This window comes from Mycolicibacterium mageritense (genome assembly GCF_010727475.1).
GTDB lineage: Bacteria > Actinomycetota > Actinomycetes > Mycobacteriales > Mycobacteriaceae > Mycobacterium > Mycobacterium mageritense.
Window position 1 is genome coordinate 1,030,454 of sequence record NZ_AP022567.1, and the last position, 26,446, is coordinate 1,056,899.

26 protein-coding genes are annotated in these 26,446 nt (G+C 67.6%); 7 read left to right on the forward strand and 19 right to left on the reverse strand.

From position 1 onward, the window contains the following. Positions 1–75 precede the first annotated feature (75 nt). The 4 genes from G6N67_RS04980 (at position 76) to G6N67_RS04995 (ending at position 3,391) form a co-directional block, all read left to right on the forward strand. Positions 76–303, forward strand: a complete 228-nt coding sequence (locus G6N67_RS04980) for a hypothetical protein (protein WP_036433790.1) — start codon at positions 76–78, stop codon at positions 301–303. A gap of 171 nt (positions 304–474) precedes the next feature. Continuing rightward, positions 475–1,950 (forward strand): carotenoid oxygenase family protein, encoded by a 1,476-nt coding sequence (locus G6N67_RS04985; RefSeq protein ID WP_036433788.1) that lies wholly within the window; start codon positions 475–477, stop codon positions 1,948–1,950. A 33-nt stretch (positions 1,951–1,983) separates the two neighbouring features. Next, on the forward strand, positions 1,984–2,847 hold the full coding sequence (locus tag G6N67_RS04990) for a winged helix-turn-helix transcriptional regulator (RefSeq protein WP_036435819.1): 864 nt from the start codon (positions 1,984–1,986) through the stop codon (positions 2,845–2,847). A gap of 94 nt (positions 2,848–2,941) precedes the next feature. Then, entirely contained in the window at positions 2,942–3,391 is a 450-nt protein-coding gene (locus tag G6N67_RS04995) for an Hsp20/alpha crystallin family protein (RefSeq protein ID WP_036433786.1), read from the forward strand. Here G6N67_RS04995 and G6N67_RS05000 read toward each other — a convergent pair. Further along, positions 3,388–3,993 (reverse strand): GNAT family N-acetyltransferase, encoded by a 606-nt coding sequence (locus G6N67_RS05000; RefSeq protein WP_036433784.1) that lies wholly within the window; start codon positions 3,991–3,993, stop codon positions 3,388–3,390. The two genes, G6N67_RS04995 and G6N67_RS05000, sit on opposite strands and share 4 nt — an antisense overlap. After that, a complete protein-coding gene (locus G6N67_RS05005; RefSeq protein ID WP_036433782.1) occupies positions 3,990–4,409 on the reverse strand; it encodes a hypothetical protein in 420 nt (139 codons plus the stop codon). Before G6N67_RS05005 ends, G6N67_RS05000 begins: the two co-directional genes overlap by 4 nt. 19 nt (positions 4,410–4,428) lie before the next feature. Here G6N67_RS05005 and G6N67_RS05010 point away from each other — a divergent pair, with 19 nt between their 5' ends. Next, positions 4,429–4,875: a cupin domain-containing protein gene (locus G6N67_RS05010; protein ID WP_036433780.1), complete on the forward strand. Its 447-nt coding sequence runs from the start codon at positions 4,429–4,431 to the stop codon at positions 4,873–4,875. Here G6N67_RS05010 and G6N67_RS05015 read toward each other — a convergent pair. From G6N67_RS05015 to G6N67_RS05095, 17 genes are all read right to left on the reverse strand, one after another. Next, positions 4,811–5,584: a 3-keto-5-aminohexanoate cleavage protein gene (locus G6N67_RS05015; protein WP_051578811.1), complete on the reverse strand. Its 774-nt coding sequence runs from the start codon at positions 5,582–5,584 to the stop codon at positions 4,811–4,813. The two genes, G6N67_RS05010 and G6N67_RS05015, sit on opposite strands and share 65 nt — an antisense overlap. A 27-nt stretch (positions 5,585–5,611) precedes the next feature. Next, a complete protein-coding gene (locus G6N67_RS05020; protein ID WP_036433778.1) occupies positions 5,612–6,385 on the reverse strand; it encodes a VOC family protein in 774 nt (257 codons plus the stop codon). Positions 6,386–6,456: 71 nt separating this feature from the next. After that, positions 6,457–7,641 carry a dihydrolipoamide acetyltransferase family protein gene (locus tag G6N67_RS05025; protein WP_179976803.1) on the reverse strand — a complete coding sequence of 395 codons (1,185 nt, stop codon included), beginning with the start codon at positions 7,639–7,641 and terminating at the stop codon, positions 6,457–6,459. 20 nt (positions 7,642–7,661) lie between these two features. After that, positions 7,662–8,645 (reverse strand): alpha-ketoacid dehydrogenase subunit beta, encoded by a 984-nt coding sequence (locus G6N67_RS05030; protein WP_197747977.1) that lies wholly within the window; start codon positions 8,643–8,645, stop codon positions 7,662–7,664. Between the two features lie 35 nt (positions 8,646–8,680). Then, positions 8,681–9,718: a pyruvate dehydrogenase (acetyl-transferring) E1 component subunit alpha gene (pdhA, locus tag G6N67_RS05035; RefSeq protein WP_036433774.1), complete on the reverse strand. Its 1,038-nt coding sequence runs from the start codon at positions 9,716–9,718 to the stop codon at positions 8,681–8,683. Positions 9,719–9,728: 10 nt separating this feature from the next. Beyond that, a complete protein-coding gene (gene lpdA, locus G6N67_RS05040; protein ID WP_036433772.1) occupies positions 9,729–11,165 on the reverse strand; it encodes a dihydrolipoyl dehydrogenase in 1,437 nt (478 codons plus the stop codon). A gap of 58 nt (positions 11,166–11,223) precedes the next feature. After that, positions 11,224–12,447, reverse strand: a complete 1,224-nt coding sequence (locus G6N67_RS05045) for a PucR family transcriptional regulator (RefSeq protein WP_036433770.1) — start codon at positions 12,445–12,447, stop codon at positions 11,224–11,226. A 9-nt stretch (positions 12,448–12,456) separates the two neighbouring features. Beyond that, positions 12,457–13,479: an acyl-CoA dehydrogenase family protein gene (locus G6N67_RS05050; protein WP_036433768.1), complete on the reverse strand. Its 1,023-nt coding sequence runs from the start codon at positions 13,477–13,479 to the stop codon at positions 12,457–12,459. Then, positions 13,476–14,627, reverse strand: a complete 1,152-nt coding sequence (locus G6N67_RS05055; RefSeq protein ID WP_036433765.1) for an acyl-CoA dehydrogenase family protein — start codon at positions 14,625–14,627, stop codon at positions 13,476–13,478. Before G6N67_RS05055 ends, G6N67_RS05050 begins: the two co-directional genes overlap by 4 nt. After that, entirely contained in the window at positions 14,624–15,514 is an 891-nt protein-coding gene (locus G6N67_RS05060) for an acyl-CoA dehydrogenase family protein (RefSeq protein ID WP_036433763.1), read from the reverse strand. The genes G6N67_RS05055 and G6N67_RS05060 overlap by 4 nt, the downstream gene beginning before the upstream one ends. Next, positions 15,511–16,659, reverse strand: coding sequence for an acyl-CoA dehydrogenase family protein (locus tag G6N67_RS05065; protein ID WP_036433762.1), 1,149 nt, complete (start codon positions 16,657–16,659; stop codon positions 15,511–15,513). Before G6N67_RS05065 ends, G6N67_RS05060 begins: the two co-directional genes overlap by 4 nt. A gap of 11 nt (positions 16,660–16,670) precedes the next feature. Next, positions 16,671–17,822: a CaiB/BaiF CoA transferase family protein gene (locus tag G6N67_RS05070; protein ID WP_036433760.1), complete on the reverse strand. Its 1,152-nt coding sequence runs from the start codon at positions 17,820–17,822 to the stop codon at positions 16,671–16,673. Further along, positions 17,815–18,720, reverse strand: coding sequence for an SDR family NAD(P)-dependent oxidoreductase (locus tag G6N67_RS05075; RefSeq protein WP_036433757.1), 906 nt, complete (start codon positions 18,718–18,720; stop codon positions 17,815–17,817). The genes G6N67_RS05070 and G6N67_RS05075 overlap by 8 nt, the downstream gene beginning before the upstream one ends. Beyond that, positions 18,717–20,546, reverse strand: a complete 1,830-nt coding sequence (locus G6N67_RS05080; RefSeq protein WP_036433755.1) for a flavin-containing monooxygenase — start codon at positions 20,544–20,546, stop codon at positions 18,717–18,719. The genes G6N67_RS05075 and G6N67_RS05080 overlap by 4 nt, the downstream gene beginning before the upstream one ends. Continuing rightward, on the reverse strand, positions 20,543–21,739 hold the full coding sequence (locus tag G6N67_RS05085; RefSeq protein WP_036433753.1) for an LLM class flavin-dependent oxidoreductase: 1,197 nt from the start codon (positions 21,737–21,739) through the stop codon (positions 20,543–20,545). Before G6N67_RS05085 ends, G6N67_RS05080 begins: the two co-directional genes overlap by 4 nt. A gap of 67 nt (positions 21,740–21,806) precedes the next feature. Further along, positions 21,807–23,126 carry an aromatic ring-hydroxylating oxygenase subunit alpha gene (locus tag G6N67_RS05090; RefSeq protein ID WP_051578809.1) on the reverse strand — a complete coding sequence of 440 codons (1,320 nt, stop codon included), beginning with the start codon at positions 23,124–23,126 and terminating at the stop codon, positions 21,807–21,809. A 20-nt stretch (positions 23,127–23,146) separates the two neighbouring features. Further along, positions 23,147–23,995 (reverse strand): SDR family NAD(P)-dependent oxidoreductase, encoded by an 849-nt coding sequence (locus tag G6N67_RS05095; protein WP_036433748.1) that lies wholly within the window; start codon positions 23,993–23,995, stop codon positions 23,147–23,149. A 145-nt stretch (positions 23,996–24,140) separates the two neighbouring features. Here G6N67_RS05095 and G6N67_RS05100 point away from each other — a divergent pair, with 145 nt between their 5' ends. Both G6N67_RS05100 and G6N67_RS05105 read left to right on the forward strand, forming a co-directional pair. Further along, complete coding sequence (locus tag G6N67_RS05100) at positions 24,141–25,715, forward strand: SMP-30/gluconolactonase/LRE family protein (RefSeq protein ID WP_036433746.1); 1,575 nt, start codon at positions 24,141–24,143, stop codon at positions 25,713–25,715. Then, complete coding sequence (locus G6N67_RS05105; RefSeq protein ID WP_036433743.1) at positions 25,712–26,446, forward strand: GntR family transcriptional regulator; 735 nt, start codon at positions 25,712–25,714, stop codon at positions 26,444–26,446. The genes G6N67_RS05100 and G6N67_RS05105 overlap by 4 nt, the downstream gene beginning before the upstream one ends.

Here is a 26,446-nt window from a genome sequence, read left to right on the forward strand (position 1 = left end):
TATCGTGAGGTGTACTAAGGTTCTTCACAGACGGGGGTTTGAGCTCTCACTAGGCAACAACCCGGAGGTGGGGAAATGGTTCGTTCGAATCTGAAGCGCGCGGTCGCGATCGGCCTCGGCACGCTGGCCGTGCCGGTCGGCATCGCAGTCGCAGGGGCAGCACCGGCATCGGCCGGCCCGGAACTGTGCGCGACCGGCCCGTACGGCTATGTCTCGGCATGCGTCGAAGCACCCGGCTGGGGCTGGTACGACAACGGTCCGCGCTGGCGTGGCCACGGGCACGGCCACGGTCACGACGACTGAGCCGACGCTCCGCGAGATCACCAGGATGGTCGCCGTCAGCAATTGACGGCGACCATTTTCGTTGTTCAGAATCCGTCAAATCCCTGTAGTCACTCTCTTAGTTGTAGTAGTTTCGGGGCATGCAGCACGTCTGGATCCTGGGCGGGGCTTCGTCGTGAAAGGAGTGCAGGAATGAACACCGAAGTCGTCGCGAAGTTCCTGTCCACGTTGCCCGAGGACGACGACCACCCGTACCGCACCGGGGCGTGGCGACCGCAGACAACCGAATGGAACGCCGATGATCTGGATGCAGTCGACGGCGAGATCCCGGCCGACCTCGACGGAATCTACCTGCGCAACACCGAGAATCCGCTGCACCCCGCATTGCAGACCTATCACCCCTTCGACGGCGACGGCATGATGCACATCGTCGGATTCCGGGACGGAAAGGCGTTCTACCGCAACAGGTTCATCCGCACCGACGGTTTCCTGGCCGAAAACGAGGCAGGTGGCCCACTGTGGCCCGGCATCGCCGAACCGGTCGGCCTCGCCAAACGCGAACACGGCTGGGGTGCACGGACCCTGATGAAGGACGCGTCGAGCACCGACGTCACGGTGCACCGCGGCGTGGCACTGAGCAGCTTCTACCAGTGCGGCGACCTGTACCGGATCGACCCGTACACCGGGGACACGCTGGGCAAGGAGGACTGGCGCGGCGGGTTCCCGAGGGACTTGGGAGTCTCGGCGCATCCCAAGGTCGACGACGCGACAGGTGAGCTGCTGTTCTTCAATTACGGCAAGCAGGCGCCGTACATGCACTACGGCGTGGTCGACGCGAGCAACCGGCTGGTGCACTACGTCGACGTGGAGCTGCCCGGCCCGCGACTGCCCCACGACATGGCGTTCACCGAGAACTACGTGATCCTCAACGACTTTCCGCTGTTCTGGGACGCCAAGCTGCTGGCGCAGGGCATACACCTGCCCCGCCTGCACAAGGACATGCCGTCGCGCTTCGCGGTGCTGCCCCGCCGCGGCGGCGCGGGCGACGTCCGCTGGTTCGAAGCCGACACCACCTACGTCCTGCACTTCACCAACGCGTTCGAGGACGGCGACGAGATCGTGCTGGACGGGTTCTTCCAGGGCAAGGCGGTCCCCGCGCTCGCCCTGGACCAGATGCAGACCCGGCTGCACCGCTGGCGGTTCAACCTGGTCACCGGTGAAACCCGCGAAGAGCACTTGTCCGACAGCATCACCGAATTCGGCATGATCAACTCCGCATATGCGGGCCGCCCCTATCGGTACGCGTACGCCGCGACGGGCAAGCCGGGGTGGTTCCTGTTCGACGGCATAGTGCGCCACGATCTGCACACCGGCGCCGAGCAGCGGTTCGCCTTCGATGACGGTGTGTACGGCAGCGAGACCGCGATGGCGCCGCGCGTGGGCGGCCACGGCGAAGACGACGGTTACCTGGTCACCATCACCACCGACATGAACACCGACGCGTCCTATTGTCTGATCTTCGACGCCGCGCGCGTCGAAGACGGCCCGGTGGGCAAACTCGCTCTGCCGGAACGGGTTTCCAGCGGCACGCATTCGACGTGGGTCGCAGGCACGGAACTGCGGCGGTGGCATCGGGAGGACCATCCGGCCGCAGCGGTCGGCCTGTAGGTGACGCAGCCCGGCCCCAACGCGGTCGGCCAGATGCTGGGCCTGCTCGGTGACGAGTGGTCGCTGCTGGTGATCCAGCAGGCCCTGCTCGGCGCGACGCGGTACGGGCAGTTCATCGAGCGTCTGCCGATCTCGAATTCGGTGCTGACGCGGCGACTCGGCGCCCTGACCGACGACGGCCTGCTGGCACGACACCGCTACCAGGACAAGCCGCCGCGGCACGAATACCTTGTCACCGACCGCAGCCGATCGTTGTGGCCCGTCCTGCTGTCCATCTGGGAGTGGGAACGGCACTGGGTTCCCGAACATCGCGAGCGCCTGCCGGCGATGCAGCACCTGCGGTGCGGCGCCGACTTCACGCCCCTGCACACCTGTGAGGCCTGCAGGCGGGTCACCGGTCCGGGCGATGTCACCGTGGCTTGGGGCCCGAGTGGCGGCTGGCAGCGATCCCTGCCCGTCACGACCAACCGCCGCCGCTCGGAAACCGATCAGCGGGACTCCCCCTCGGGGCTGTTCCCGCAGACCATGAGCGTGCTCGGCAATCGCTGGGCGTGCGCGATACTGGTCGCCGCGTTCGTCGGCACAACCCGGTTTTCCCGGTTTCAGGAGTTGCTGGCCGCGCCACCCGGTTCGCTCGCCGACCGCCTGCGGACCTTCCGCGACAACGGCATCCTGACGATGACCGAGGACCGTCCCGAGTATCGGCTGACGCCGAAGGGACTGGCGTTCTTCCCCGTGCTGACGACCGCGCTGCAGTGGGCTCAGCGGTGGTTCGACACCCTGGACGGGCCTGCCGTCGTCGTCACCCACACGGCCTGTGGCCAGCAGTTCCATGCAGTCTTGCGGTGCGACGGCTGCACCGAGGCGCTCACCGGAACAAGTGTCGAACTTGTCTAGCACTCTCCCACCGAGAGTGCTAATATCGGCGTTGCACAGTGATTGGCTGCCCGCCAGGGTGGCGGGCTCTGAGACGTACGGGAGGTGGATTACTGTGCTTCGTTTTGATCCGTTCAGCGACCTTGATGCCTTGACCAGGAGTTTGCTGTCGAGCGACGCCGGGTCAAATCGCACACCGCGGTTCATGCCGATGGATCTGTGCAAGATCGACGATCACTATGTGCTGACCGCAGACCTTCCGGGCGTCGATCCCGGCTCGGTCGACATCAGCGTCGACAACGGCACCCTGACCATTTCGGCGCACCGCACCGCCCGCTCGGAGGAATCCGTGCAATGGCTGGCCAACGAGAGGTTCTTCGGCCGTTACCGCAGGCAGATGACGCTCGGCGACGGCATCGACACGTCCGCGATCTCGGCGACCTACGAGAACGGCGTGCTGACGGTGACCATCCCGGTGGCCGAACGGGCTCGCCCGCGCAAGATCGAAGTCGCCCACGGCGGTGGCCAGAAGTCGATCGAAACCACCACTGTCGATTCCGATTAGGTGATCCCGCCGCGGCGGTCCAACCTGAACCTCAGGTTGGACCGCACCGCGGGCCACTCGATGTCCAGGATCGAGTAGACGACGGTGTCGCGGCGGGCACCGTCGGCCGTGATCTGGTGGCTCCGCAGCACACCGTCGAGTTTCGCACCGAGCCGCTCGATGGCGGCGCGGCTCGCGAAGTTGAAGAAGTGCGTGCGGAATTCCACTGCGATGCAATTCAACTCGTCGAACGCGTGACCGAGCATCAAGAGCTTGGTTTCGGCGTTGACGCCGGTTTGGCGTGCGGCCGCCGTGTACCAGGTATGCCCGATCTCCAGCCGCCGGTTGGCGCCGTCGACGTGCAGGTAGCTCGACGAGCCCACGAGCCGGCCGTCCAGGGACCGCACCACGAAACTCACGCCGTGGTCGGCAGCACGCAGCTCGAGCATGCGCTCGACCCACTGCTCGGCACCGCCTGCGGCGGGCGTCATGGTGTACCACAGGGTGCCCAGTTCCCCGTCGGCCGCGGCCGCGTCGATCTCGGGAATGTGCTTGCGGGTCAAAGGTTCCAGCGTGACCCAGCGGTCACCGGTCAACACAACCGGCTCGACGAACCCCGTCATCGCCGCCCCAGCGTCGCGATCAGGGCCCACACCGAGCACACCACCGCGGCCAGCGCGAACGCTCCGCCGACATACAGTCCGTAACCCGCGGCCATCGGAGGCTTGACGTTGAGGCTGTAGTACCACGCGGTCAACGCCACGAGCAGCAGCGAAATCACAAGGCCCGCAGCCGATGCCCAACGCTCGGACAAGCCGCGTCCGGCCATCGCTCCGGCAACGATCAACGTCGAGCCCAGCAACACGATGAGCTGCCCGGGCCCGAAACCGCGCGGGAGCACGATGCTGCCGACCGCGCCACCGATCGCGTTGGCCCGGCCGCCGCCGTCGGCACTGGTGGTCAACCACGGCAACCACGCGGCGACCACCAGCACGGCGGCACACAGTGCCACCAGCCAACCTGGACGTAGTCGAACCATAGCGACGAGACTATCGGGTGTGACTGAACTACCGGACTGGGCCAGGCGGCTCGACTTGTCCCCGCACCCCGAAGGCGGCTGGTACCGGGAGACCTGGCGCAGCGAACTGACGATCAGCCAATCCTCGCTGCCCGCCGGATACGCCGGGCCACGCAACGCAGGCACGGCAATCCTGTTCCTTCTCATGCCCGGGCAGCAGTCGGCGTGGCACACCGTGCGCAGTGCCGAACTGTGGTTTCACCACCGCGGCAGCCCACTGGAGCTCGAGATCGGCCCGACGCAGGATTCGGCGGCCACGCACCTGCTCGGATCGGACGTCGCGGCCCGGCAGCGTCCGCAGGTAGTGGTGCCGCCCGGGCACTGGCAACGGGCCCGGCCCCGCGGCGACGAACCCACGCTGGTCAGTTGTGTGGTGGTGCCGGGTTTCGACTTCGCGGACTTTGCCCTTGGCGCGACGTCTGACTGAGCAGATCCAGCGCGGCGGCGACCAACGTCGGGTTGTCCGGGGCCCGCGACCCGTCCGGAAGAAAGAGCGTGTCTTCCAGCCCGATACGGGCCTGTAGCCGCAGCGCTCCCGCGTATTCGAGGAGCGGCCAACAGCTTTCACCCTCGCCGTGCAGCAGCACGGGAGCCGGCGAGTCCGCGGCCGTCACGATGCGGAGCAGCGCTGCGGCCGTATCGACGTCGCTGTCGGGCGGCAGTTCGATCATCGCCCGCAGGCAATGCTCGGCCACCTCCGATGCCGCCCAGGCGGCCGCCGCCTCGGCGTGAAAGAGCCCTGCCTCCACGCCGATGCCCTTGTCCAGCAGTGCCCGCGCGAGTTCGTCGGCGCCCGGTTCGTGCCAGTTGACCGACGCGAAATCAGGCAGCACGTGCCACTGCCCGACGGTTCGCAGTCGTGCCTCCCGATCGGGCGACGCCCAGTAGCCTGTCGTCACACCGACCGGCAGACCGGGCACGGCATGGCGTACCGCGGAGACGGCCGCGCCGACGATGTCAGGTTCCAGCGAATCGACGCCGTCGGCGGTCTTGGGATGCAGATGCACGGCGCGCGCCCCCACGCGGTGCACGGCAGCGGCCGCCTCCGCAAGCTGCTCGGGGGTGACGGGCAGCGCCGGATGCTCGTCGGGGGTGCGCGCGCCGTTGAGGCATGCCTTCAGGTAGATCGCGGCCATACTCCATGCATACCCGGTCGGGACAGGTCAGTCCTGCAGCGACGAAAGATTGAACGTCGCACCGGTGGGATCGGCGACCGCCGCCAGCCGGCCGTACGGCGTGTCCTCGGCCGCGCGGACGACGGATCCGCCGTTCTCGACGATCAGTTCGACGGTCTTGTCGACGTCTGCGGCACCCAGGAATGCCGTCCAGGTCGACGGCATGCCATCGGGCAGGAACGTGGCGCCGTCCATCACGCCGAGCAGCTCCTCGCCGTCGAACACCGCTGTGCTGTAGCGGAACTCGTCGGTGTCGGACACGGTCTGGGTGGTCCACCCGAACGCTTTTCGGTAGAAGTCCAGCGCACCCGCGTAGTCGCGCGTCGTGAGCTGGAAGTACAGCGGTGCGCCCGTCTCGTTGAACGCCTGATAGCCGGCGTGCCCGGTCGGCTGCCACAACCCGAAGAAGCCGCCGGTCGGGTCGGTCATCATCGCCATGCGACCCTTCTCCGGGATGTCCATGACACCACCGCAGTTGCTGCCGCCGGCCGCGGCGGCCGCGGCCACCGTGGCGTCGGCATCGGCGGTGTGCAGGTACGTGGTCCACACGTCGGGCGTGTTCCACTTCGGGTCGTTCTGCATGAGCCCGGCCACGATCCGGTCCCCCAGGAACGCGCTGACGTAGCCGCCGTACTCCGGCCCGCCCGTTTCATATGTCCAGCCGAAAACCGCGCTGTAGAAATCCTTGGCGCGCTCGACGTCAGAGGTGGTCAGGTCGAGCCAGACGGGGGCGCCCAGCGGCGCGGACGAACGGGTAGCCACGATGGTGTCTCCTTCTCGGTGGGTCGGTCAGACGTATCGACCGGCACCGCCGGAGAAACTCATCGCAGGCGTCAGGTCACGATGCGCAGCGGGTGTTCCAGAAGCGCCGTCAGATCGCGCAGGAAGACCGCACCGGTCGCGCCGTCGATCGCCCGATGATCAGCGGACAGCGTCAGCCGCAGAATCTTGCGGGCCGCCACCTCACCGTCGACCAGCCGCAGTTCGTCGGTCGCCGCCCCCACCGCGAGAATCGCGGCCTCGGGCGGATTGATCACCGCGACGAACTGCTCGATGCCGTACATCCCGAGATTGGAGATCGTGAACGTGCCACCGGTCATCTCGTCGGCGCGCAGCTTTCCGATGCGGGCCCGCCCGGCCATCTCCTTGGTCTCGCCGGCGATCTGGGACACGGACTTGCGGTCGGCGTCACGCACGACCGGCACCACGAGGCCTGCGTCGACGGCAACCGCGACTCCGATGTGCACGCCGTGGTGGCGCAGCAACGTGTCGCCGCCGAACGACACGTTGACGCCGGGGTTGCCGCGAAGCGCCGACGCGACGGCGCGGACGATGAAGTCGTTGACACTGACCTTGGGGCCGCCGCCCGCCTCCAGGCTGTCGTTGACGGTCTTGCGGAAGCCCAGCAGATCGGTCACGTCGACAGCTGCGGTCAGGTAGAAGTGCGGTGCGTTCTGCTTGCTCTCGGTCAGGCGTTTGGCCGCCACCCGCTGCAGCGTGGTGAGCGGCACCGCGTCGAAGTCCCCTTCGACCGGCGTTGGGCCGGCCGGGGATTCGGCCGGGCGCAGGTGCTCGACGTCCTTGCGGATGATCCGGCCACCGGGGCCGCTCCCGGTCACGGTGGCCAGATCGACTCCGTTGGCCTCGGCGACCTTGCGGGCGAGCGGTGACGCCTTGGGGCGATCGGACCGCACGGCCGGTGCCGCGGGGGCAGGCGTCGGCGCGGCAGGGGCCGGGTTGGGCGCGGCGGCCGGCGCCGCTTGTGGTACCGCGGATGTGCCACTGCCGTCGCCGATGATCGCGATCGGGACACCGATCGGCACCCGGTCGCCCTCGCCGGCGAGCATGTGCTCGAGGATGCCCGCGTCGTAGGCCTCGAGCTCCATGATGGCCTTGTCGGTCTCGATCTCGGCGAGCACCTCGCCGGGCTCGACCCGATCCCCGATGTTCTTGTGCCACGCGATGATTACGCCGTCCTCCATGGTGTCGGAGAGGCGGGGCATGGTGATTTCAGGCACGTGTGATCCTCAACGTCGTATCAGAGCCGGCCGACGGCGGCCAGTGTTTCGCGGGCTGCGCTGTACAGCGATTCGGCTGAGGGCAACGCAGCCTGCTCGAGCGGTTTGGCATAGGGCAGCGGCACTTCCGCGGCCGCGACGCGGCGCACGGGGGCATCGAGGTAGTCGAAAGCGCCGTCCGAGATCGACGCCGCGACCTCGGCGCCGATGCCGTAGGTGAGCCAGTCGTCCTCGGCGACGACGGCGCATCCCGTCTTGCGGACCGACTCCACCAGGGTGTCGCGGTCGAGCGGACGCAGGCTGCGTAGGTCGATCACCTCGGCGTCGATTCCGTCGTCGTCGTGCAGTCGCCGCGCGACCTGCGTTGCGACAGCAGCCATCCGGGAGTATCCGATCAGGGTGATGTCAGACCCGACGCGGCGCACCGCGGCCTTGCCGATCTCAGCGGGTGCAAGATCGACAGGCACTTCGCCCTTGACGTTGTACAGCGCGAGGTTCTCCAGGAACAGCACGGGATCGTCGTCGCGGATCGCGGCGCGCATCAGCGCCCGGGCGTCGGCCGGCGTGCTCGGCGCGACGACCTTGAGTCCTGGGACGAACGCGTAGTACAGCTCGATGTTCTGCGAATGCGTTGCGCCGAGCTGTTGTCCGCCGCCGCCCGGGGTGCGGATCACCATGGGCACGCTGGTCTGGCCGCCGAACATGCCGTAGATCTTGGCGGCGTGGTTGACGATCTGGTCCAGTGCCAGCAGCGAGAAGTTGATGGTCATGATCTCGACGACCGGCCGTAGCCCGAGCATGGCGGCGCCGACCGCAGCACCGACGAAACCCTCCTCGGCGATGGGAGTGTCGCGCACGCGCTTCTCACCGAACTCGGCGAGCAGACCCGCGGTGATCTTGTAGGAGCCTTCGAAGACGCCGATCTCCTCGCCGATCAGGAAGACCGAATCGTCGCGCTGCATTTCCTCCCGCAGGGTGTCGCGCAGCGCTTCGCGATAACTGATGACAGGCAACGGTTTTCCTTCTTGCTGAATCGTGGTCAGAACAACGGGTCGGCGGGCAGCCGACGGGATTCGCCCGGCACCGGCGTGGCATAGGTGTAGTCGAACAGCGTCGACGGATCGGGATGCGGGCTCGCATCGGCGAACGCCACGGCCGCGTCGGCCTCCTCCTGCGCCGATCGCTCCAGCGCCGCGGCGCCGGCCTCGTCAAAGGCGCCCGCACGCAGCAGGGTGTCTTTGAACAGTGTCAGCGGGTCCGCGTCTTGTGCTGCGGCGACATCGCTTTCGCTGCGATACTTGGCCGGGTCGACCACCGAATGCCCGCGCAGGCGGTGGCTGACCGCTTCCAGCAGTGCGGGTTTGCCTTCGGTACGGGCCGCCTCGACCAACCGGCGCGCGGTGTCGCGGACCGCGAGCACATCGGTGCCGTCTACGCGTTCCCCGACCATGCGGTATGCCGCGGCCCGCTTGTACAGCTCGGGTTCAGCCGATGAGCGCTCGACCGTGGTGCCCATGCCGAGGTTGTTGTTGATCACCACGAACACCACAGGCAGCCGCCACAGCGCGGCGATGTTGAGCGACTCGTGGAAGGCGCCGATGTTGGTGGTGCCGTCACCCATCTGGCACATCACCACGTCGTCGCCGCCGCGGTAGTCGATCGCCAGCGCCGCGCCGACAGCGAGCGGAAGCTGGCCTCCGACAATGCCGTAGCCGCCGAGCAGGCGAGTCTCGGTGTCATACATGTGCATCGAACCGCCCCAGCCCTTGGACGTGCCGGTGCTGCGGCCGAACAGTTCTGCCATCACGCGTTTGGGGTCGATCCCCTTGGCGATCGCGTAGCCGTGTTCGCGGTAATTGGTGAAGAGGTAGTCGGTGGGCCGCAGGGCGGCCATGAGCCCCACCACGGTGGCTTCCTCACCGAGGTTGAGGTGGCAGTACCCGCCCACCTTGGCCTGTGTGTAGCCCTGTGCGGCGCGCTCCTCGAAGCGCCGGATCAGCACCATCTGGCGGTAGTAGCCGCACAGCGTGTTGAGATCCTCTCCGGCGAGCGTGGTCCGGGCGATCGTGTCGGTCATGGAGAGCTCCTCAGCGCTTGGGTGGCGTGATGTGTACGGGCAGGCCCAGCGCCGCCAGTGCGGCTTCCATCCCGATCTCGCCGAGTGTCGGGTGCGCGTGGATGGTGTCGGCGAGTTCGTCGAGCGTCGCCTCAAGCGTGATGGCCAGCGCGCCTTCGGTGATCAGGTCACTGGCTGCGGGCCCGATGATGTGCACGCCGAGCACCTCACCGTATTTGCGTCCGGCCACGATCTTGACGAATCCTTCGGTGTCGCCGAAGGTTCGGGCCCGGCCGAGTGCGGCGAACGGGAACTTGGCGGTCACCGGGTCGTGCCCGGCGGCCCTCGCCTGCGCCTCGGTGAGCCCGACGCTGGCGATCTCGGGATGGGTGAACGTGGCCGCGGGCACGACGTCGTAGTCGATGCGCTTGTCGTGTCCGGCCAGCACGTCGGCGGCCGTGAGACCCTGATGCGACGCGACGTGGGCCAGCAGGGCCTTACCGGTGACATCGCCGATGGCGTACACGTGGTCGACGTTGGTGTGCAGTTGCTCGTCGACCTCGATGAAACCCCGCGCGTCGGTGTGCACGCCGGTGGCGTCGATGCCGAGTTCGGCGGTGTTCGGTCTGCGGCCGACGCCGAAAAGCACGATGTCGGCATCGATCTCCTGCGGCTGCGGGCCTTCGACCGTGACCCGCAACGCCTCTGTCTGGGCGATCGCGCTGACGGTCGAGCCGGTCAGCACCGTGATGCCGCGCTGCTTGAACGAACGCCCCAGGGCCGCACCGAGATCAGCGTCCTCGGCCGGTACGAGCGTGTCGCGCATCTCTACGACCGTGACGGCCGAACCGAACGCCGCGAACAGGCTGGCCCATTCGGCGCCGACGGCACTGCCGCCCACGATGACGATCCGCGCGGGCACCTCGGTGAGACCGAAGGCACCGTCGGACGTGATCACACCCGGCAGGTCGGCGCCGGGGATCGGCAGCGGGATGGGTGTCGACCCGGTGGCGATGATGACGTCGCGCGCGGTGGCGCGGTCGACGGCCTCGGCCGGTGTCGCCGCGTACCGGGGACCGTCGCCGGCGGGCACGTCGCAGATCTCCACTGTGGTGGGTCCGGTGAATCGGGCGTGGCCCTCGATCACGGTGACGCCGTTGGCTTTCAGCAGGCCGGCCACGCCGTCGGTCAGCCCCGTGACCACCTCGGTCATGCGCCGTCGCACCGCGGCATAGTCGAATCCGACGTTGTCGGCACGGATTCCGTACTCGGCGGCGTCGCGCACGGTCTGCAGTACCTCGGCCGACCGCAGCATGGCTTTGGTGGGTATGCAGCCCCAGTTGAGGCACACGCCGCCGGGGCGTTCCTTTTCCACCAAGCCCACCGAGAGCCCGTGTTGGGCCGCGCGGATGGCCGCGACATAGCCACCCGGGCCGCCGCCGATCACCAGAAGGTCGAACTCACGCACGCAGTCGAGTCTGCTGCTGTGTGAGCGCCGCCACCATACGCGTCGGCCCAGCGTTGGATCACCCAGATTGGGCAGAGTGCCCAATCTGGGGCAGATCGAGCGCGGACAGCGCGAGAGACAGTTCGACGTAGGCGGCCCGGCCGTGCAGCGGCCTGCCGACCAGTTCGGTGATCCGGTGCAGGCGGTTGAGCACGGTGTTGCGGTGGCAGTGCAACCGCACGGCCGCGTTGGCCGTCGAGCGGTCCTCCTCCAGCCAGACGACGAGCGTCTCCAGCAAGACTTCGCGTTCCCGGGCCGGCCGGGCCAGGATCCCGCCGAGGTTGCGGGCCACGAGTCGCTGGGCCAGGTCGGGAGACCGCACGAGCAGGGCCTCGGGATAGTGATCGCCGAGCGACACCAGTTGCGTCACATTCGGCGGCACCATGCTCAACGCGATCAGGGCCAAGGTGTAGGCCGAGCCGGCCTCCGCGAGCCCCGACACCGCGGGCGAGGCCGCGGCCCGGCCCCGGGCCAGCGGTCTCAGGCGCGTGATCACATCGGCGGCGTCGCGCTGTTCGAGCGCCACCACACCGATGCGGGTGTCGACCTTGGTCTGCCACACCGACCGGAAGCCCAGCGCGTCGAGCGCCGTCCGCGGGCTCGCCAGCGCGGGACTGCCATCCGGCCGCACATCGGCGACTATCACCAGGTAGCCGCCGTTGGCGGGCAGCTCGAGCTCGCGCGCCACCCGCGCGGCGAAGGCGGCGTCGCCGGCACGCCCGCCGAGCAGATCCTCGATCAGCGCGTTGCGGCGCTGCTCGTCGTGGCGCACGCGTTCCTGCTCGCTGTCCCGGTAGGACGTGGACAGCGCCGAGGACAGCTCATCGATCACCGTCCACGTCGCGGTGCCTGCATCGAGCACATCGTCGGGTGCGACGCCGGTGTCCTCGGCCCGCTCCAGAAGCGCCTGCCAGACGATACGGCCGCCGAGCCGGAAGGTCCGCAGCATGACCTCAAGCGGCACGCCCTGGTCGGCGCGGTGCCGGGCGATCGCGCCGACAACCTCGTCGGCGGGGTCGGGCGCGCCGACCCGGCCGCTCAGCAGTTCCAGCACCCGGGTGAGGTAGTCGCGGCAGCCGTCCCGCAAATCATCTCGGGGAACGCTCGCGTAGTCGGTCCATTCGGGATTGTCGGTGAAGATCGCCGACAACAGCCGATCGATCAGCGTCTCGACGTCCGGCAAGGTGGCTTCGGCCAACGCACGGGTGACCTTCGTCGCGAATCCCGGGTGTCGCTTCTGCACAGCCGCACCCTACTGGTAGCGCCCCGCGAGCCGGGCCCGATGGTCTGCCGGGGAGCCGAACAGCGACCGGTTGAGTGCCGCACGTTTGAGGTAGATGTGCACACCGCTCTCCCACGTGTAGCCGATGCCGCCGTGCAGTTGCATGGCCTTGCCTGCGACGTCGACGGCGGTGTCGCACGCGTAGGACTTCGCCATCGCGGTGGTCGTCGGCCCGGGCTCGGTGACCGCGGCCATGACCAGTTGCCGGGCCACCGCGATGCACACCAGCATGTCGGCGCACGCGTGCTTGACGGCCTGGAACGCGCCGATCGGTTGGCCGAACTGGTGACGCACGCCGACGTAGGACACCGTCGCGTCGAGCATCGCCTGCGCGATGCCCAGGCTGTCGCAGGCCAGCGCCACGGCGGCCCGTTCCTGCAAGGCCTGCAGTTGCTGGTGCGGATCTTCGTCGAACCGCCACACCGCCGCACGGTCGACCGCTACGCCGTCGGCAGTCACGGTGGCCAGCCGGCGGGTCTCGTCGAGCACCGGTTGGCTGTCGATTCGCAGACCGGTGGCGTCGGACGCGACGTCGACCAGTACCGGAGTCCCCTGGGCATCCATCGCCGGTAGCAGAACATGTTGTGCGACAGCGGCATCCGCAACGAAGGTCGCGTGGCCGTCGAGGCGCCCGCCGGTGGCGGCGAGTTCGAATTGCGGCCGGGGTTTCTCGGCCGACAACGCGAGCGCGACCCTGGTCGTGCCTGCCGTCGCCTCCCGCAGCAGTTGATCGCGAAGATCGCTGGCCTGCAGGGCGATCAGTGCACCGATGCCCAGTACGGCCCCGCCCAGATAGGCGGTGCGTGCCGCGGCCCGGCCGAGTTCCTCGCAGATGACCGCGACCTCGGCGAACGTGGCACCGGAACCACCGAACTTTTCCGGTGCGTCCAAGCCGACCCAGCCGGCCTGCACTAGCAGCGGCCAATCGGCGTCTTTGACGAGGAGATCCTGTGCGACTGAGCGCAGTTCGTCGTGCAGCTCGGCGAAGTTCATCGGGGCAGCCCCAGTCCCCGCTCGGCGATGATGGTGCGCTGTATCTCGCTGGCCCCGCCAGGGATGGTCCATTCCCACGAGCCGATGAAATCGAGCATCCAGTTGCCGGACTCCCAGCCGCTCGAGGCCGGTTTGGTCAGTACGGTCTGGCCGGGCAGCCCGGCGATCTCGGCGCCGAATCCGGTCATACGCTGCAGCAGTTCGCTGTAGTAGAGCTTGACGATCGACGCGTCGGCCGGGCCGATCTGCCCCTTCTCCCCGCGCTCGACCAGATCGCGGCACAGGCCACGCAAGCCCGCGAGCTCGATCTCGAACTGCGCCAGGCGATCCCCGACCAGTGCATCGTCGACCGGTGCGCACGCCTGCACGAGCCGGCGGAAACCCGCATTGCTCAGCCGCTCGGCCAGTTCCAGCATCGTCATGCCGCGCTCGGCTCCGAGCGTGGCCTGGGCCACCTGCCAGCCCTGGTTGACGGGACCGACCAGGTTGGCGGCGGGAATCGCGACGTCGTTGAGGAAGATCTCACAGAAGTGCGACTCGCCGACCGCGTTGCGGATCGGCCGGACCTCGATGCCCGGCGTGGCCATGTCCATCAGGAAGTACGAGATGCCGTGCCGTTTCGGGGCCTCCGGGTCGGTGCGGGCCAGCAGCAGGCACCAGTCGGCATGCATCGCGCCGCTGGCCCAGAGCTTCTGCCCGTTGACCACGAACGTGTCGCCGTCGCGCCGTGCACTCGTTCGCAACGCCGCCAGGTCGGATCCGGCCTCGGGCTCGGAGAAACCCTGCACCCAGATCTCGCCGTCGAGGATCGCCGGGAGGTGGCGTCGTCGTTGCTCCGCGGTTCCTGCCGCGAGCAGGGTCGATGCCGCGTGGTGAATACCGACGAAGGCCAGCACCAGGCGCGGCGCGTCGTGCGCGGCGAGTTCCTGGTAGAGCACGATCTGCTGGGGCACACTCATGCCGCCGCCCCATTCGGCGGGCCAGTGCGGCACGGCGTAACCGGCGTTGCGCAGCTCGGCGAACCAGGACTTCTGGAACGACACGAATTCGTCGTCGCTGACGCCGGTTTGGGCCGCGCGCCAATCCGAGGGAACGTGTCGGGCACACCAGTCCCGGACGGTCGCCCGGAACGCGTCGAGCTCCGTCATGAGAACAATCCGGTGAGCCCGCGGCGGCCGAGTCGCGTCGTGAGGATGTCACGTGTCTGGGACAGTCCGAACGGCAGGCGGCGCAACGGCTGGCTGTACCGCGACAGCCAGGACAGCGTGGTCTCGTCGCAGAACCCGACCGCGCCGTGCAGCTGATGGCACACCCGGAACACCACCTCGGCCGCCTCGAGCACGGCAAGCCGCAGCGCCAGCGAATCGTCGATCGCGGTGTCGGTATCGGAGGTGACCAGGCTCCAGAGTGTGTACTTGGCGAGGATGTCGAAACCGCTGCGCTCGACCTCGGCGTCGGTCAGCTGGAACTGCACGCCCTGAAACGCCGACAGCGGCTGCCCGAACTGCTTGCGCAGGCTCACATGTGCGGTGGTGAGTTCGAGGGCCCGGTCGAGCATGCCGAGCAACGTCCAGCACGGCAGCACCAGACCCAGGGCGACGTCGGCGGTGCCGTCCGTCGCCGTCAACTCCACCGCCGTGGTGAAGGCCGGCCCGCCCGCACCCAGTCCGGTGACACGGCTGCGCCTGCCGTCCAATGTCGCGGCAACCCAATCGGTGTCGAGCCCGGCGAGCTGTGCTTCGGGAGCTGTGTCCGAGACGACGAGCAGTCCGGCCAGCCGTTCGGCCACGGGATACGGCAGCGCCCAGTAGCCGGCGCTGCGGCACAACGCCGCGGCCGCTTCCAGGGCATCGGGATCGGTGCGGGGTTCGAGTTCCCATGCGCCGAGACCGCTGAGGGCCGGTGCCACCAGGGCTTCACGCGTGTCGGGCTTGGCCTCGGCCTGCTGCAGCAACTGGTCCCCGCCGGCCGCCTCGAACGCTCGAAGGGCCTGGCGGCCATATTCTTTGGCGTCGTCGCTGAGGTCGATGTTCACGCTCGGACCTCCGCCAGCATGGCCCGCGACAGCAGGATGCGCTGCATCTCGATGCTGCCCGAGGACACCGTCGACGCCTGTGCGTAGCGCCAGTGGTCCTCGACTTCTGCGCGGAAGTACTCGCTCTCGCCCCGCGGCAGCGCCGCGACGATCTCCATGAGCACCTCGGCGCTGTCCTGGTCCAGTTTGGTCACCGCGATCCGATATGCCGCCGCGTCACCGGGTTTCACCCGGCCGGTGCTCTGCAGCGCCACCACGCGATAGGCCATGAGCCGGGCCCTTCTGCAGTGTGTGAGCATGCGGGCCCAGCGCCCCCGCAGTTCGGCGGGCAGGGCGTCCCACGCATCACCGAGCTCAGCGGGCGCGGCCTGCAGGAGCTTTTCGCACCTGGCGTACCGCGCGATACCGACCCGTTCGAACGACATCACGTCCTGCACGATCGACCAGCCGTCGTCAATTTTGCCGAGAATGTCGGCCTCGGTGACCTTGAGCTCGTCGAAGAACACCTCGTTGAGGTGGTGCGGGCCCATCATGGTGCGGATGGGCCGCACGGTGATGGCCGGATCCGACATGGGCACCAGGAAGATCGTCAGACCGTGTTGTTTCTTCTCACCTTTGGACGTTCTGGCCAACAGAAAGCACCACTGCGCCATGGTCGCGTAGGACGTCCAGATCTTCTGCCCGTTGATGCGCCAGCCGTCGCCCTCACGGCGCGCAGAGGTACGCAAAGACGCGAGGTCCGAACCGGCCTCGGGTTCGGAAAACCCTTGGCACCAGATCACTTCGCCGTTGGCGATGGGCGGCAGGTGTTTGCGTTGCTGCTCTTCGGTGCCGTGCCGCATGATGATGGGGCCCACCCAGTTGACACCCATGTACTGCGCGCCGCGGGGCTCGTGATGGGCCCACATCTCTTCGCGCACCACAGTCTGCTCCCACACCGAGGAGCCGCCGCCGCCGAACTCCTCGGGCCACGACATGCACAGCAGCTGCCGCTGCGCCAGGGTTCGACAGAACCGCTGGGCCACATCGAGATCCGCGGGGTCGTCGGTGAACGCGCCGAGGAAGTCGGCCGGTATGTGGTCGGCGATCAGCCCGCGCAACTCACCGCGCAGCGTGGTGGCTGCCTCACCCAGATCGAAATCCATTGAACGTCTTCCTAAGCGGTCTTGTGGCCGGCGTCGAGTTCGGCCAGCACCTCGGCGGTGTCGGCGCCGAGCTCCGGCGCGAACCCCTGGACGCGCCCGGGGGTCCGGGAGAACCAGGTCGGCACGCCAGGGAACCGGACCGGCCCGTGGGGGGTGTCGACGGTTTCGAACAGGCCGACCGCGTTGAGGTGGGCATTGTCGAACAATGCGTCCGGCGTGTGGACCGCCGCCGCGGGAATCTCCAAGTCCCGGAACAGCTGCAGCCACTCGTCGGTGGTGCGTTCCTTCAGGGTCTGCGCCAACAGGCCGTACACGGCGTCGATCTGGTGGGCCCGCTGCTCGAGCGTCGCGAACTGGGGGCCGTTCCAGGCGGGCTGCACCCGGTCGATGAAGGCGTTCCAGTGCTTGTCGTTGTAGATGAGCGCCGCGATCTGCCCGTCCTTGGTCTCGTAGGGCTTGCGGTTGGGCGCGACCGCGCGCGGGTAGACCGCGGGGCTCAGCGGCGGATCGAACATGGCACCGTTGGCGTGCTCGACGAGCATGAACGAGGCCATCGTCTCGAACATGCTGACCTCGACCTCCTGCCCCTCGCCCGTGCGTGCGCGGTGGAACAGCGCCATCATCGTGGCGTACAACGCGGTCAGGCCGGCGACCTTGTCGGCCATGATGGTGCCGACGTAGCCGGCCTCACCCGTCAATTGCCGTTGAACCGCGGGCAATCCGCATTCGGCCTGGATGGTGTCGTCATAGGCGGGCCGGTCGGCGTCAGGTCCGCGCCTGCCATAGCCGTAGCAGTTGGTGTAGACGATCGCGGGATTGAGCGCGGCGACGTCGTCGTAGCCGAAGCCCAGCTTGACGACGGCCTTGGCCCGCATCGAATGGATGAACACATCCGCGGTGGCGATCAACGCACGCAACGACTCCCGGTCCGCCTCGGTCTGCAGATCGAGCACGATGCCTCGCTTACCGCGGTTGACATTCGCGAACACACCGCTCATACCCGGCGCCGGGCCGACCGAGATGTAACGCGTGTTGTCGCCTTGCGGCGGCTCGACTTTGATGACGTCGGCACCCATGTCGGCCATGATCTGCGTGCAGTACGGGCCCATCACCATCGCGGTGAGGTCGACCACGCGCACGCCATGCAACGGTCCGTCAGACATGAGCTCGCCCAAAGCTGTAACGGATGTGCTCGGCGTGGCCGTCCGGAACCACGGGGAACGTCACAGGTGTGGTGATATCGCGGATCGCGTCGATGTCGGCGTCGACGTCCTCGATCGTCCATTCCGGCCGGTAGACCCCCGGTGATTCCGACACCACGGCACGGGCCACCCGCCCGGCGATCGCGACGAACACTTCGCCCGTCACAGTGCAGTTTTCGTGCGCCAGCCATCCCACCACGGGGGCCACCAACTCCGGGCCCATCGGAGGATAGGCCGACGTGTCGAGCCCGTCGGCCATGCGTGTCACGGCGCCCGGCACGATGGCGTTGCACGTCACGCCCTCGGCCGCGCCTTCCAACGCCACGACGTTGCACAGCCCGACGATGCCCGCCTTGGCCGCCGCATAATTGGCCACCTCACGGTTGCCGTACAGGCCGCCGATCGACGACGTCAGCACCACGCGGCCGTAACCGGCCGCGCACATGACCGGAAAAGCCGGCCGCACCACATGAAACGCCCCGCGCAGGTGAACGTCGAGCACCGCGTCGAAGTCCTGGTAGCTCATGTCCTTGAGCGAGCCTCGCCGCACGATGCCCGCGTTGTGGATCAGGATGTCGACGCGGCCGTAGGTCTCCAGTGCGGAGTCGATGATGGCGCGGCCGCCCGTTGCGGTCGCGACCGTATCGGTGGTGACGACGGCTTGGCCACCGGCCGCACGGATCTCGTCGACCACGGAGTGCGCGGGGCCGGTATCGCAGCCGTCACCGGTGAGGCCGCCACCGGGATCGTTGACGACGACCTTCGCTCCGCGCGCGGCCAGCATCAGCGCGTATTCGCGTCCGAGCCCCCGGCCGGCACCGGTGATGACGGCGACGCGATCGTCGAAACGCAGGTTCACGTGGTTTCCAGGCCTTCCAGATCGCCCTTGTCCCGCCATGCTTTGAGCAACTCGCCGAACGCGTAGAACCCGGGACCATAGGGCTCACCTAGGTGCGATCGGATGCCTTCGCCGCCACCGCCGCCCTCGTTGTTGTAGTAGCCCGGTGTGCATTCGGCGTCGAATGCCGAGTTGTCGACGAAGGTGTCCTTGATGGTCTGGCACCAACCGTCCTGCGCGTCCTGGCTGGGCTCCACCGTGGTGATGCCACGGCCCAGCGCCTCGGCGATCACGTATGCGATGTGTTCGCCCTGCAGTTCGTAGTTCGCCGAGATGTTGGCCGAGATCCCGACCTGCGTGAAGCCCGTGAAGAACTGGTTGGGGAACCCGCGGCTGGTCATGCCGTGCAGGGTCCGATAGCCACCGGCCCACGCGTCGTAGAGCGACAGGCCGTCGCGGCCGGTGATCACATCGATCGAGTAGCGGCGGTGGATCTCGGTGGTGATCTCGAAGCCACTGGCGAAGATGATGCAGTCGACGTCGTATTCGCGGCCGTCGGCGACCACACCGGACGCGGTGATGCGTTCCACGCCTTTGGATTCGGACACGTCGACGAGGGTGACGTTGGGCCGGTTGAAGGTCGGCAGATAGTCGTCGTTGGAACATGGCCGCTTGCACAGGAATCGGTAGTACGGCTTGAGTGCCTCGGCGGTGTCCGGATCGTCGACGATGGCCTCGACGCGGCGTCGCAGCCGCTCCATGACCTTGTAGTCCTCTTCTTCCCGCAGCGCCATGAACTGCTCGGGCGTCATGGCGGCCGGATCGGGCAGGGCCAGCACGCGCGCGGCGGTGTTACGGCCGAGTTCGGTCCAGAAATCGCACACGTAGTCTGGCTGGCCCAGCGCCATACCCTCGAAGGTCCAGGCGTGAAAGTTGCGCTGTCGTTCCTTCTGCCACCCGGGCTGCAGCGTCTTGACCCACTCCGGGTCGGTCGGGGTGTTGTTGCGTTCGTCGACCGTGGACGGCGTCCGCTGAAACACGTACAGGTGCTGGGCATCCCGGCCGAGGTGCGGCACGAGCTGAACGCCGGTGGCGCCAGTGCCGATCAGCGCCACCTTCTTGTCGGCGAGCTTTTCGAGCCCGCCGGAACTGTCCCCGCCCGTGTAGTCGTAATCCCAGCGCGACGAGTGGAAGACGTGGCCGGTGAAGTCCTTGATGCCGGGGATGCCGGGCAGCTTGGGACGATTGAAGGAGCCCGACGCCATCACGACGAACCGGGCTCGGATGTCGTCGCTGCGGTTGGTACTGATGCGCCACCGCTTGAGGTCGTCTTCCCACCGCAGATCCTTGACCTGCGTCGAGAAGATCGCGCCGTCGTAGAGGCCGTAGTGCTTGCCGATGTTGCGGCAGTGCTGCCAGATCTCGGCGCCGTCGGCGAACTTCTTGCTCGGCATGAAGTCGAGCTCTTCCAGAAGCGGTATGTAGCAATAGGACTCGTTGTCACACTGGATGCCGGGATAGCGGTTCCAGTACCAGACCCCGCCGAAGTCTCCGCCCATCTCGATGATGTGCACGTCCTCGACGCCGGCCCGCTTGAGCGCGGCACCTACCAGCAGGCCGGCGAACCCGCCGCCGAGCACCGCGACGTCGATGTCGGTGTCGATCGCATCGCGTTCGACGTACGGGGTGTGGGGGTCGACCTCGCCGAACTCGGCGAACCGCTCACCGGTTTCCAGATACTGCTTGGATCCCTCTGCGCGCAGCCGTTTCTCGCGTTCGGCGCGGTACTTCTCGCGTAGCGCAGGAATGTCGATGTCGTCGGGGGTGTCCGTCGGCCCGCACGTCATGCGGTGACCCCGTCCGGCAGGACCGCGGCATGCAGCGGCGCCTCCATGTCGTGCACCGCGGGCAGCACCTCCTTCGCAAACAGCTTGACGCTGTCGAACGCATCCTCGTACGGCATGGTGCCGAACTGCGGCACGATGGTGACCTCGGAGAACGAGCATGCCTCCTGAGCCGCCTTGAGCCGCTTGAAGATCTCCTCCGGGGTGCCGATCAGCAGGTTCGACGCGTGATACCCGGGCGGGCCCTTCTTGTCGCCGGGCTTGGGGCCGCCGGTGCCGTCACCCTGTACCGACTCGGCGAGCAGTGCGGTGGCCGAACCCTGGCGGTTCGCGTATGCCTCATAGCCCTTGACGCCCTTGAAGTTGGCGGCGTCGGCGAACCCGTAGTGCACCGTGACGTCGCGGTTGGCGGTGTAGATCCATTCCTCGGTCTTGGCAACGTCGTCGTCAGACGCCACGCAGTACATGAACATGACGTTCTTGGGCTGGCACGGCGGCAGGCCCTCTTCGGCACGGAAGGTGTTGACCTTCTTGACTTCCTCGCCGGCATCCCAGATCGGCTTGTTGCCGACGAACAGTGGGACCATGCCGCGCCGCGCCAGGATCTCCAGCGATTCGGGCGTGGAGCTTGAGCTGTAGATGCGGTCGAACAGATCGGTGCTCAGCGGCGCGGGGCGCAGCGACATCTCCGGGAACTTGAAGATCTCGCCGTCGTAGGAGAACCGCTCACCGGAGAACGCGAGCTTGAGCACGTCGAGGGTTTCGTTGAAGCGTTGCCGGCTCTCCTCGCGCGGCACCCCGACCGCGTCGAACTCGCCCTTGGACACGCCACGGCCCAGGCCGATCGTGGTGTAGCGGCCGTTGGACACGATGTCGAGGTAGGCGATCTGGTGTGCCAGCCGGACCGGGTGCCACCACGGCGCGACCGCGACGAACGTTCCGAGGCTGACCCGCTCGGTGCGGGCCGCGAAGTAGGTGAGCGCCTGGATCGGGTTGGGCGTCATGCCGTATGGCGTGCCCTGGTGTTCGGGGAACCAGATGCCGTCGAACCCGAGCGGTTCGGCGAGGTCGCCGAGGGCCAGCGCGGCCTGCACGCACTTGTAGTCGGGCGTGGCGGGCGGTGAGCTGAAATCGCCCGCCAGCACGCGGTCCCAGTCGTGGGAGTTCTGCGCCCCCGTGCCGAGATTGACCTTCATGTTCTCTCCTTGTCCGAGTGATTTTGTGTGCGTTTAGCGGCAGTGAGCGCCGGTAAACGCACACAAATCACTCGAGGTTCTGGGGTTCTCCGACGCCCATGTATTTCGACAGTTGGTAGTGCAGGTTGACCGTGCTGCGTTCGCGGTACGGATTCGGTTTGGTGCCAGGGAAACCGGCTGATTTCATGCCCTGCTGCACCGCGGCCATGTTCGAGAAGTCCTGCGGCAGCACCGAGCGCCAGTTGGGGCTGTCGGCCGGGGTGTACTCCCAGTCTGTCTGTGGCTCCTCGCCTTTGGGGTACAGCTCGAACACGGAGACCTCGAAGATGCACTTGTTCGGGTCATAGCTCGGGTCGGGCCGGGCGCTGTAGCACAGGGCACTGGTGAGGCCCTGGCCGATCTGGAAGTTCGGGAAGATCTGCCAGGCGGTGCCGCTCTGGCCGAGAATGTCCGGCGGGATGGTCGGCCAGATGACACCACGCGCCTCGTCGTCGCGGCGGGCCGAGGTCAGCCAGTGTTCGAGCACCTTGTCGGCGGGGGTGCCCTCGGGCAGTTCGTCGACCAACCGCTTGGCGGCGTTCACCAGCGTCTGCGTGGTGGTCGCGTTGGTCTCTTCCATGGTGTAGACCTGCATCTCGGCCGTCGAGATCCGCGGGTCGCCGGTGCCGAGCCGGATCTTGGACTTGGTCTCCTCCATGTCGTCCGGTGCGTCGTAGCCGATGTTGCTGTGCCGGCCTTGGGCTTTCGCCCATCCTTTGAACTCGCCGAACTTGTTGAACTCAGGGTGTGTCGTGAACACGTGGTAGGTCTCGTTGAAGGCCTCCATCGCGACTTTCCAGTTGCAGTCGAAGTACAACCATTTGCGCCACTTGTAGCGCATGTTCTCCAGTCCGAACGGGTCGAGGATCTTAGCGGCGGGAAACAGATAGTCTGCCAACGGTTCCGGGTCGGGGTCCATGTTGACGAACAGCCAGCCGGCCCAGGTGTCCACGGTGACGCGGGGCAGGTGGGTGTTGGCCGGGGTCAGCGCGCCCTGCCAGTCGTCCTGTTCGCGGATGTGGGTGCACGCCCCGTTGAGGTCGTAGGTCCAGCCGTGGAATCCGCACACGAACGACTTGCGGGTGCGGGCGCACGCGTTCTTCGCACCGTTCGGGGTGTCGACGAGCCTGCGACCGCGGTGCATGCACACGTTGTGGTGTGCGGCGAAGGTGTCGGCACCCGTTCGTACGACGATGATCGAGTCGTCGAGGATGTCGTAGGTCAGATAGCTGCCGACCTCTGGCAGCTCCTCGACCCGGCCGACCTGCTGCCATACCTTGCGCCACAACCGATCCCGCTCGGCCCGCGCGTACTCCGGGGAGATGTAGGCGTCGACGCCGATGGTCATGGGCGCGGATAGCTCTTCGGTCACTCATACCTCCTTATGGCCGCGCGGAAGTCGTCGTCCTTGAGGAACAGCGAGGTGTTGTCCGCACCGAGATGGGTCCAGCGCAGGTTGAGTCCACCGTCGACCAGCAGCGTCTGCCCCGTGATGTAGCTCGACAGGTCTGACAGCAGGAACAGGATCGCCCCGGCTTGTTCGTCAGGGGTGCCGCGCCGGCCCATCGAGATGGCGCGCTGGTCGCGTTGGGGATCGGCGTCGACGTAGGTCGCGGACGCCGTGGTCTCGGTGACCCCGGGCGCGACCGCGTTGACCCGGATGCCGTCCGCCGCGAGTTCGACGGCCATGGTGCGGGTCGCGGCCACGATCGCGGCCTTGGCGGTGCCGTAGGCGACGTGGTAGGGCGCGGTGTTCATGCCGCTGATCGATGACACCGAGACGATCGAACCCGGGGTTCCGTGGCTGCGGATCTCGCCGGCGATCGCCTGGCTCATGAAGAACATGGTTTCGAGGTTCGCGGTGAACAACTCGCGCCAGTCCGACCGCGAGACGCGGGTCGCGGGCATCCACGTCGACGGTGCGGCTCCCCCCGCGACATTCACCAGGCCGTACAGAAAACCGTCGGCGCGCCGGGCGGCGTCGAGCACCGTCGCGATGCCGTCATCGGTCGCGGCATCGGCCGCCACGGGCATCACCGGCAGGCCACGGCGCGCCAACGGGGCGACGTGCGCGTCGAGGTTGTCCTGCGAGCGGCTCACCGCGATGACGGTGGCGCCCGCCTCGGCGACCTGCCGCGTCACGGCGGTGCCGATGCCGCCGCCACCGGCACCGGACACCACCACGACCCGGCGCTCCAGGCTCAGGGGGTTGGCCATGCTCGCCCTAATTGTCCGGACAACATATGGTGCTCTTCATTCTGGAGAACACTATTCCGCAGGAGTTATTCGACCGTCAAGGGTGTTGATGTGGCATCGACAACCTATTGTCTGGACCACTACGGGCTTGCTAACGTCCGACGTCATGACATCGGGCGCCCGCTACACCGCTAATCCGTCGGCGGTCGAGGGCTGGCAGTTGCGGCAGCTCACGGCACCGAGTCGGTTGTTCGGTGCGAACGGCCTGCGCACCGGCCCGGACGGACGCGTCTACGTCGCACAGGTGACGGGCAGCCAGATCTCGGCGCTGAACGTCGACACCGCACAGGTCGACACCGTCAGCGCCAAGGGCGGCGACATCGTCGCGCCCGACGACGTCGCGTTCGACGCGCACGGCCACCTGTACGCGACCGAGGTCATGGACGGCCGGGTCAGCGTCCGCGAAACCAACGGATCGACCCGGGTGCTGCGCGACGACGTGCCGTCCGCCAACGGCATCACGTTCCACCACGGCCGGCTGTTCGTCGGGGAATGCCGCGAAGGTGGCCGGCTCATGGAATTCGACCTCGGCGGCGGGCCACCGCGGATCCTGCTGGACAACGTGCCGTCGCCGAACGCCATGGAAGTCGGTCCGGATGGGCTGCTGTATTTCCCGGTGATGGGCGCCAACGAGATCTGGCGGATCGATCTCGCCGGCGGTGAGCCTCAGGTGGTGACCTCCGGGCTGGGCGTGCCCGACGCGGTGAAGTTCGACGCCGAAGGGTTCATCGTGTCCACCCAGGTGGCCAGCGGCCAAGTGCTGCGCATCGATCCGCGCACCGGTGAACAGACAGTGCTCGCGCAACTCACTCCCGGGCTCGACAACCTGACGTTCGTCGGGGGCCGCCTGTTCGTCTCGAACTTCACCGGCGAGATCACCGAGATCTGTGCCACGGGCCCGACGACCGTGCTGGCCGGTGGGCTGAACTGGCCGCTGGATCTCACCGTCGCCCCGGACGGCAACCTCTACATCGCCGACGGCACCTACTTCTACCGGGTCGGCCCGAGCGGCCTGGAGACCGTCGGCATGCTCTTCTCGCCCGGATATCCCGGCTTCCTGCGCGGCGTGACAGCCTCTGCGCCAGGGGAATTCGTGGTGACCACAGCCGGTGACACGGTGGCGCGGTACCGCCCTGCGACGGCCGAGACCGACGTGCTCGCGTCAGGTGTGGACCAACCGTACGGTGTCGCGCTGGCACCCGACGGCACGCCCGTGGTGGTCGAGCAGGGCACCGGGCGCCTGCTCGCGGTCCGCGACGGTGCGGTCGACGTGCTGGCGGCCGGACTCGAGCGCCCGGTCGGGGTGACTTTCGGCCCCGACGGTGCACCGCTGGTGTCGGTCGCGGGAGCGGTTGTCGGGGTGGGCGGTTCGGGCCTCCACGTCGACGGCTTGGACACCCCGCAGGGCATCCTGGTGCGCGATCACGTGCTGTACATCGTCGATGCCGGCAGCAAAGAGCTCGTCAGCGTTGACCTCGACACCGGAGCGCGCGTCGTGATCGCGTGCGGCCTTCCGGTCGGACCGCCGCCCGGCGTGGTGCCGAAACCGCTGCGCGGCATGCCGCCGTTCTCGGGACCACAGGGACCGTTCGCCGGAATCACCGCGGGAGCGGATGGGACGCTCTATGTTTCGGCCGATGGCGACGGCAGCGTGCTGACCCTACGACGGGTAGCGCCATGACGGTCGCACCCACCGAGCATCGCTACCTCCAGGTGGCGCGCACCCTACGTAAGGAGATCGTGGACGGCGTCTACCCCGTGGGATCCCAGCTGCCCACCGAACACGAACTGTGCGAGCGCTTCGAGGTGAGCCGCTACACCATCCGGGAGGCGCTGCGGCGATTGCGGGACGACAACCTGGTGACCTCCCGGCCGCGGGCCGGCACCGTGGTGGTTCCCCGCGCCGCGACGAATTCGTATGCGCAGGACGTGATGTCGATCAACGACCTGCTCGCGTTCGCGACCGGCGCACAGTTCACCATCGAATCCAATGCGATGGTCACCATCGACGCGGAGCTCGCCGAACGAACCGGCCTACCGCTCGGTGAGCAGTGGCTCGCAGTCCGCGGATATCGGCAGGGCGACGGGGATGTCCCGGTGTGCCGCACCGAGTACTACATCAACCGCACGTTCGCCGCGGTCGGCAGGCTGCTGCAACGCCACACCGGACCGATCTTCCCACTGATCGAGGATCTGTTCGGGGTGAGCATCGTCGAAGTGCACCAGGTGATCTCGGCGATATGCACGTCGCCCGAACTCGCGGCGGGCCTCAAGGTGGAGGCCGGCAGCGCGGCGCTGCAGATGCAACGCACCTACACCACCTCAGACGGCGAGATCGCCCAGGTGACCGTGAACACCCACCCCGCCGGCCGTTTCCGGCATTCGATGACCATGCGCCGGGTCAAGGGCTAG

Bases quoted from the DNA above. Each gene is read 5' to 3' on its own strand.
- pdhA (WP_036433774.1), bottom strand. From the start codon at position 9,718: ATGACCGACACGATCGCCCGGACCACGCTCGCCGGAGAGGATCTCAAC.
- G6N67_RS04990 (WP_036435819.1), top strand. From the start codon at position 1,984: ATGCTGGGCCTGCTCGGTGACGAGTGGTCGCTGCTGGTGATCCAGCAG.
- G6N67_RS04980 (WP_036433790.1), top strand. From the start codon at position 76: ATGGTTCGTTCGAATCTGAAGCGCGCGGTCGCGATCGGCCTCGGCACG.
- G6N67_RS05065 (WP_036433762.1), bottom strand. From the start codon at position 16,659: ATGGATTTCGATCTGGGTGAGGCAGCCACCACGCTGCGCGGTGAGTTG.
- G6N67_RS05080 (WP_036433755.1), bottom strand. From the start codon at position 20,546: ATGACGTGCGGGCCGACGGACACCCCCGACGACATCGACATTCCTGCG.
- G6N67_RS04985 (WP_036433788.1), top strand. From the start codon at position 475: ATGAACACCGAAGTCGTCGCGAAGTTCCTGTCCACGTTGCCCGAGGAC.
- G6N67_RS05015 (WP_051578811.1), bottom strand. From the start codon at position 5,584: ATGGCCGCGATCTACCTGAAGGCATGCCTCAACGGCGCGCGCACCCCC.
- G6N67_RS05095 (WP_036433748.1), bottom strand. From the start codon at position 23,995: ATGGCCAACCCCCTGAGCCTGGAGCGCCGGGTCGTGGTGGTGTCCGGT.
- G6N67_RS05005 (WP_036433782.1), bottom strand. From the start codon at position 4,409: ATGGTTCGACTACGTCCAGGTTGGCTGGTGGCACTGTGTGCCGCCGTG.
- G6N67_RS05100 (WP_036433746.1), top strand. From the start codon at position 24,141: ATGACATCGGGCGCCCGCTACACCGCTAATCCGTCGGCGGTCGAGGGC.
- G6N67_RS05055 (WP_036433765.1), bottom strand. From the start codon at position 14,627: ATGACGGAGCTCGACGCGTTCCGGGCGACCGTCCGGGACTGGTGTGCC.
- G6N67_RS05050 (WP_036433768.1), bottom strand. From the start codon at position 13,479: ATGAACTTCGCCGAGCTGCACGACGAACTGCGCTCAGTCGCACAGGAT.
- G6N67_RS05070 (WP_036433760.1), bottom strand. From the start codon at position 17,822: ATGTCTGACGGACCGTTGCATGGCGTGCGCGTGGTCGACCTCACCGCG.
- G6N67_RS05085 (WP_036433753.1), bottom strand. From the start codon at position 21,739: ATGAAGGTCAATCTCGGCACGGGGGCGCAGAACTCCCACGACTGGGAC.
- G6N67_RS05090 (WP_051578809.1), bottom strand. From the start codon at position 23,126: ATGACCATCGGCGTCGACGCCTACATCTCCCCGGAGTACGCGCGGGCC.
- G6N67_RS05000 (WP_036433784.1), bottom strand. From the start codon at position 3,993: ATGACGGGGTTCGTCGAGCCGGTTGTGTTGACCGGTGACCGCTGGGTC.
- G6N67_RS05105 (WP_036433743.1), top strand. From the start codon at position 25,712: ATGACGGTCGCACCCACCGAGCATCGCTACCTCCAGGTGGCGCGCACC.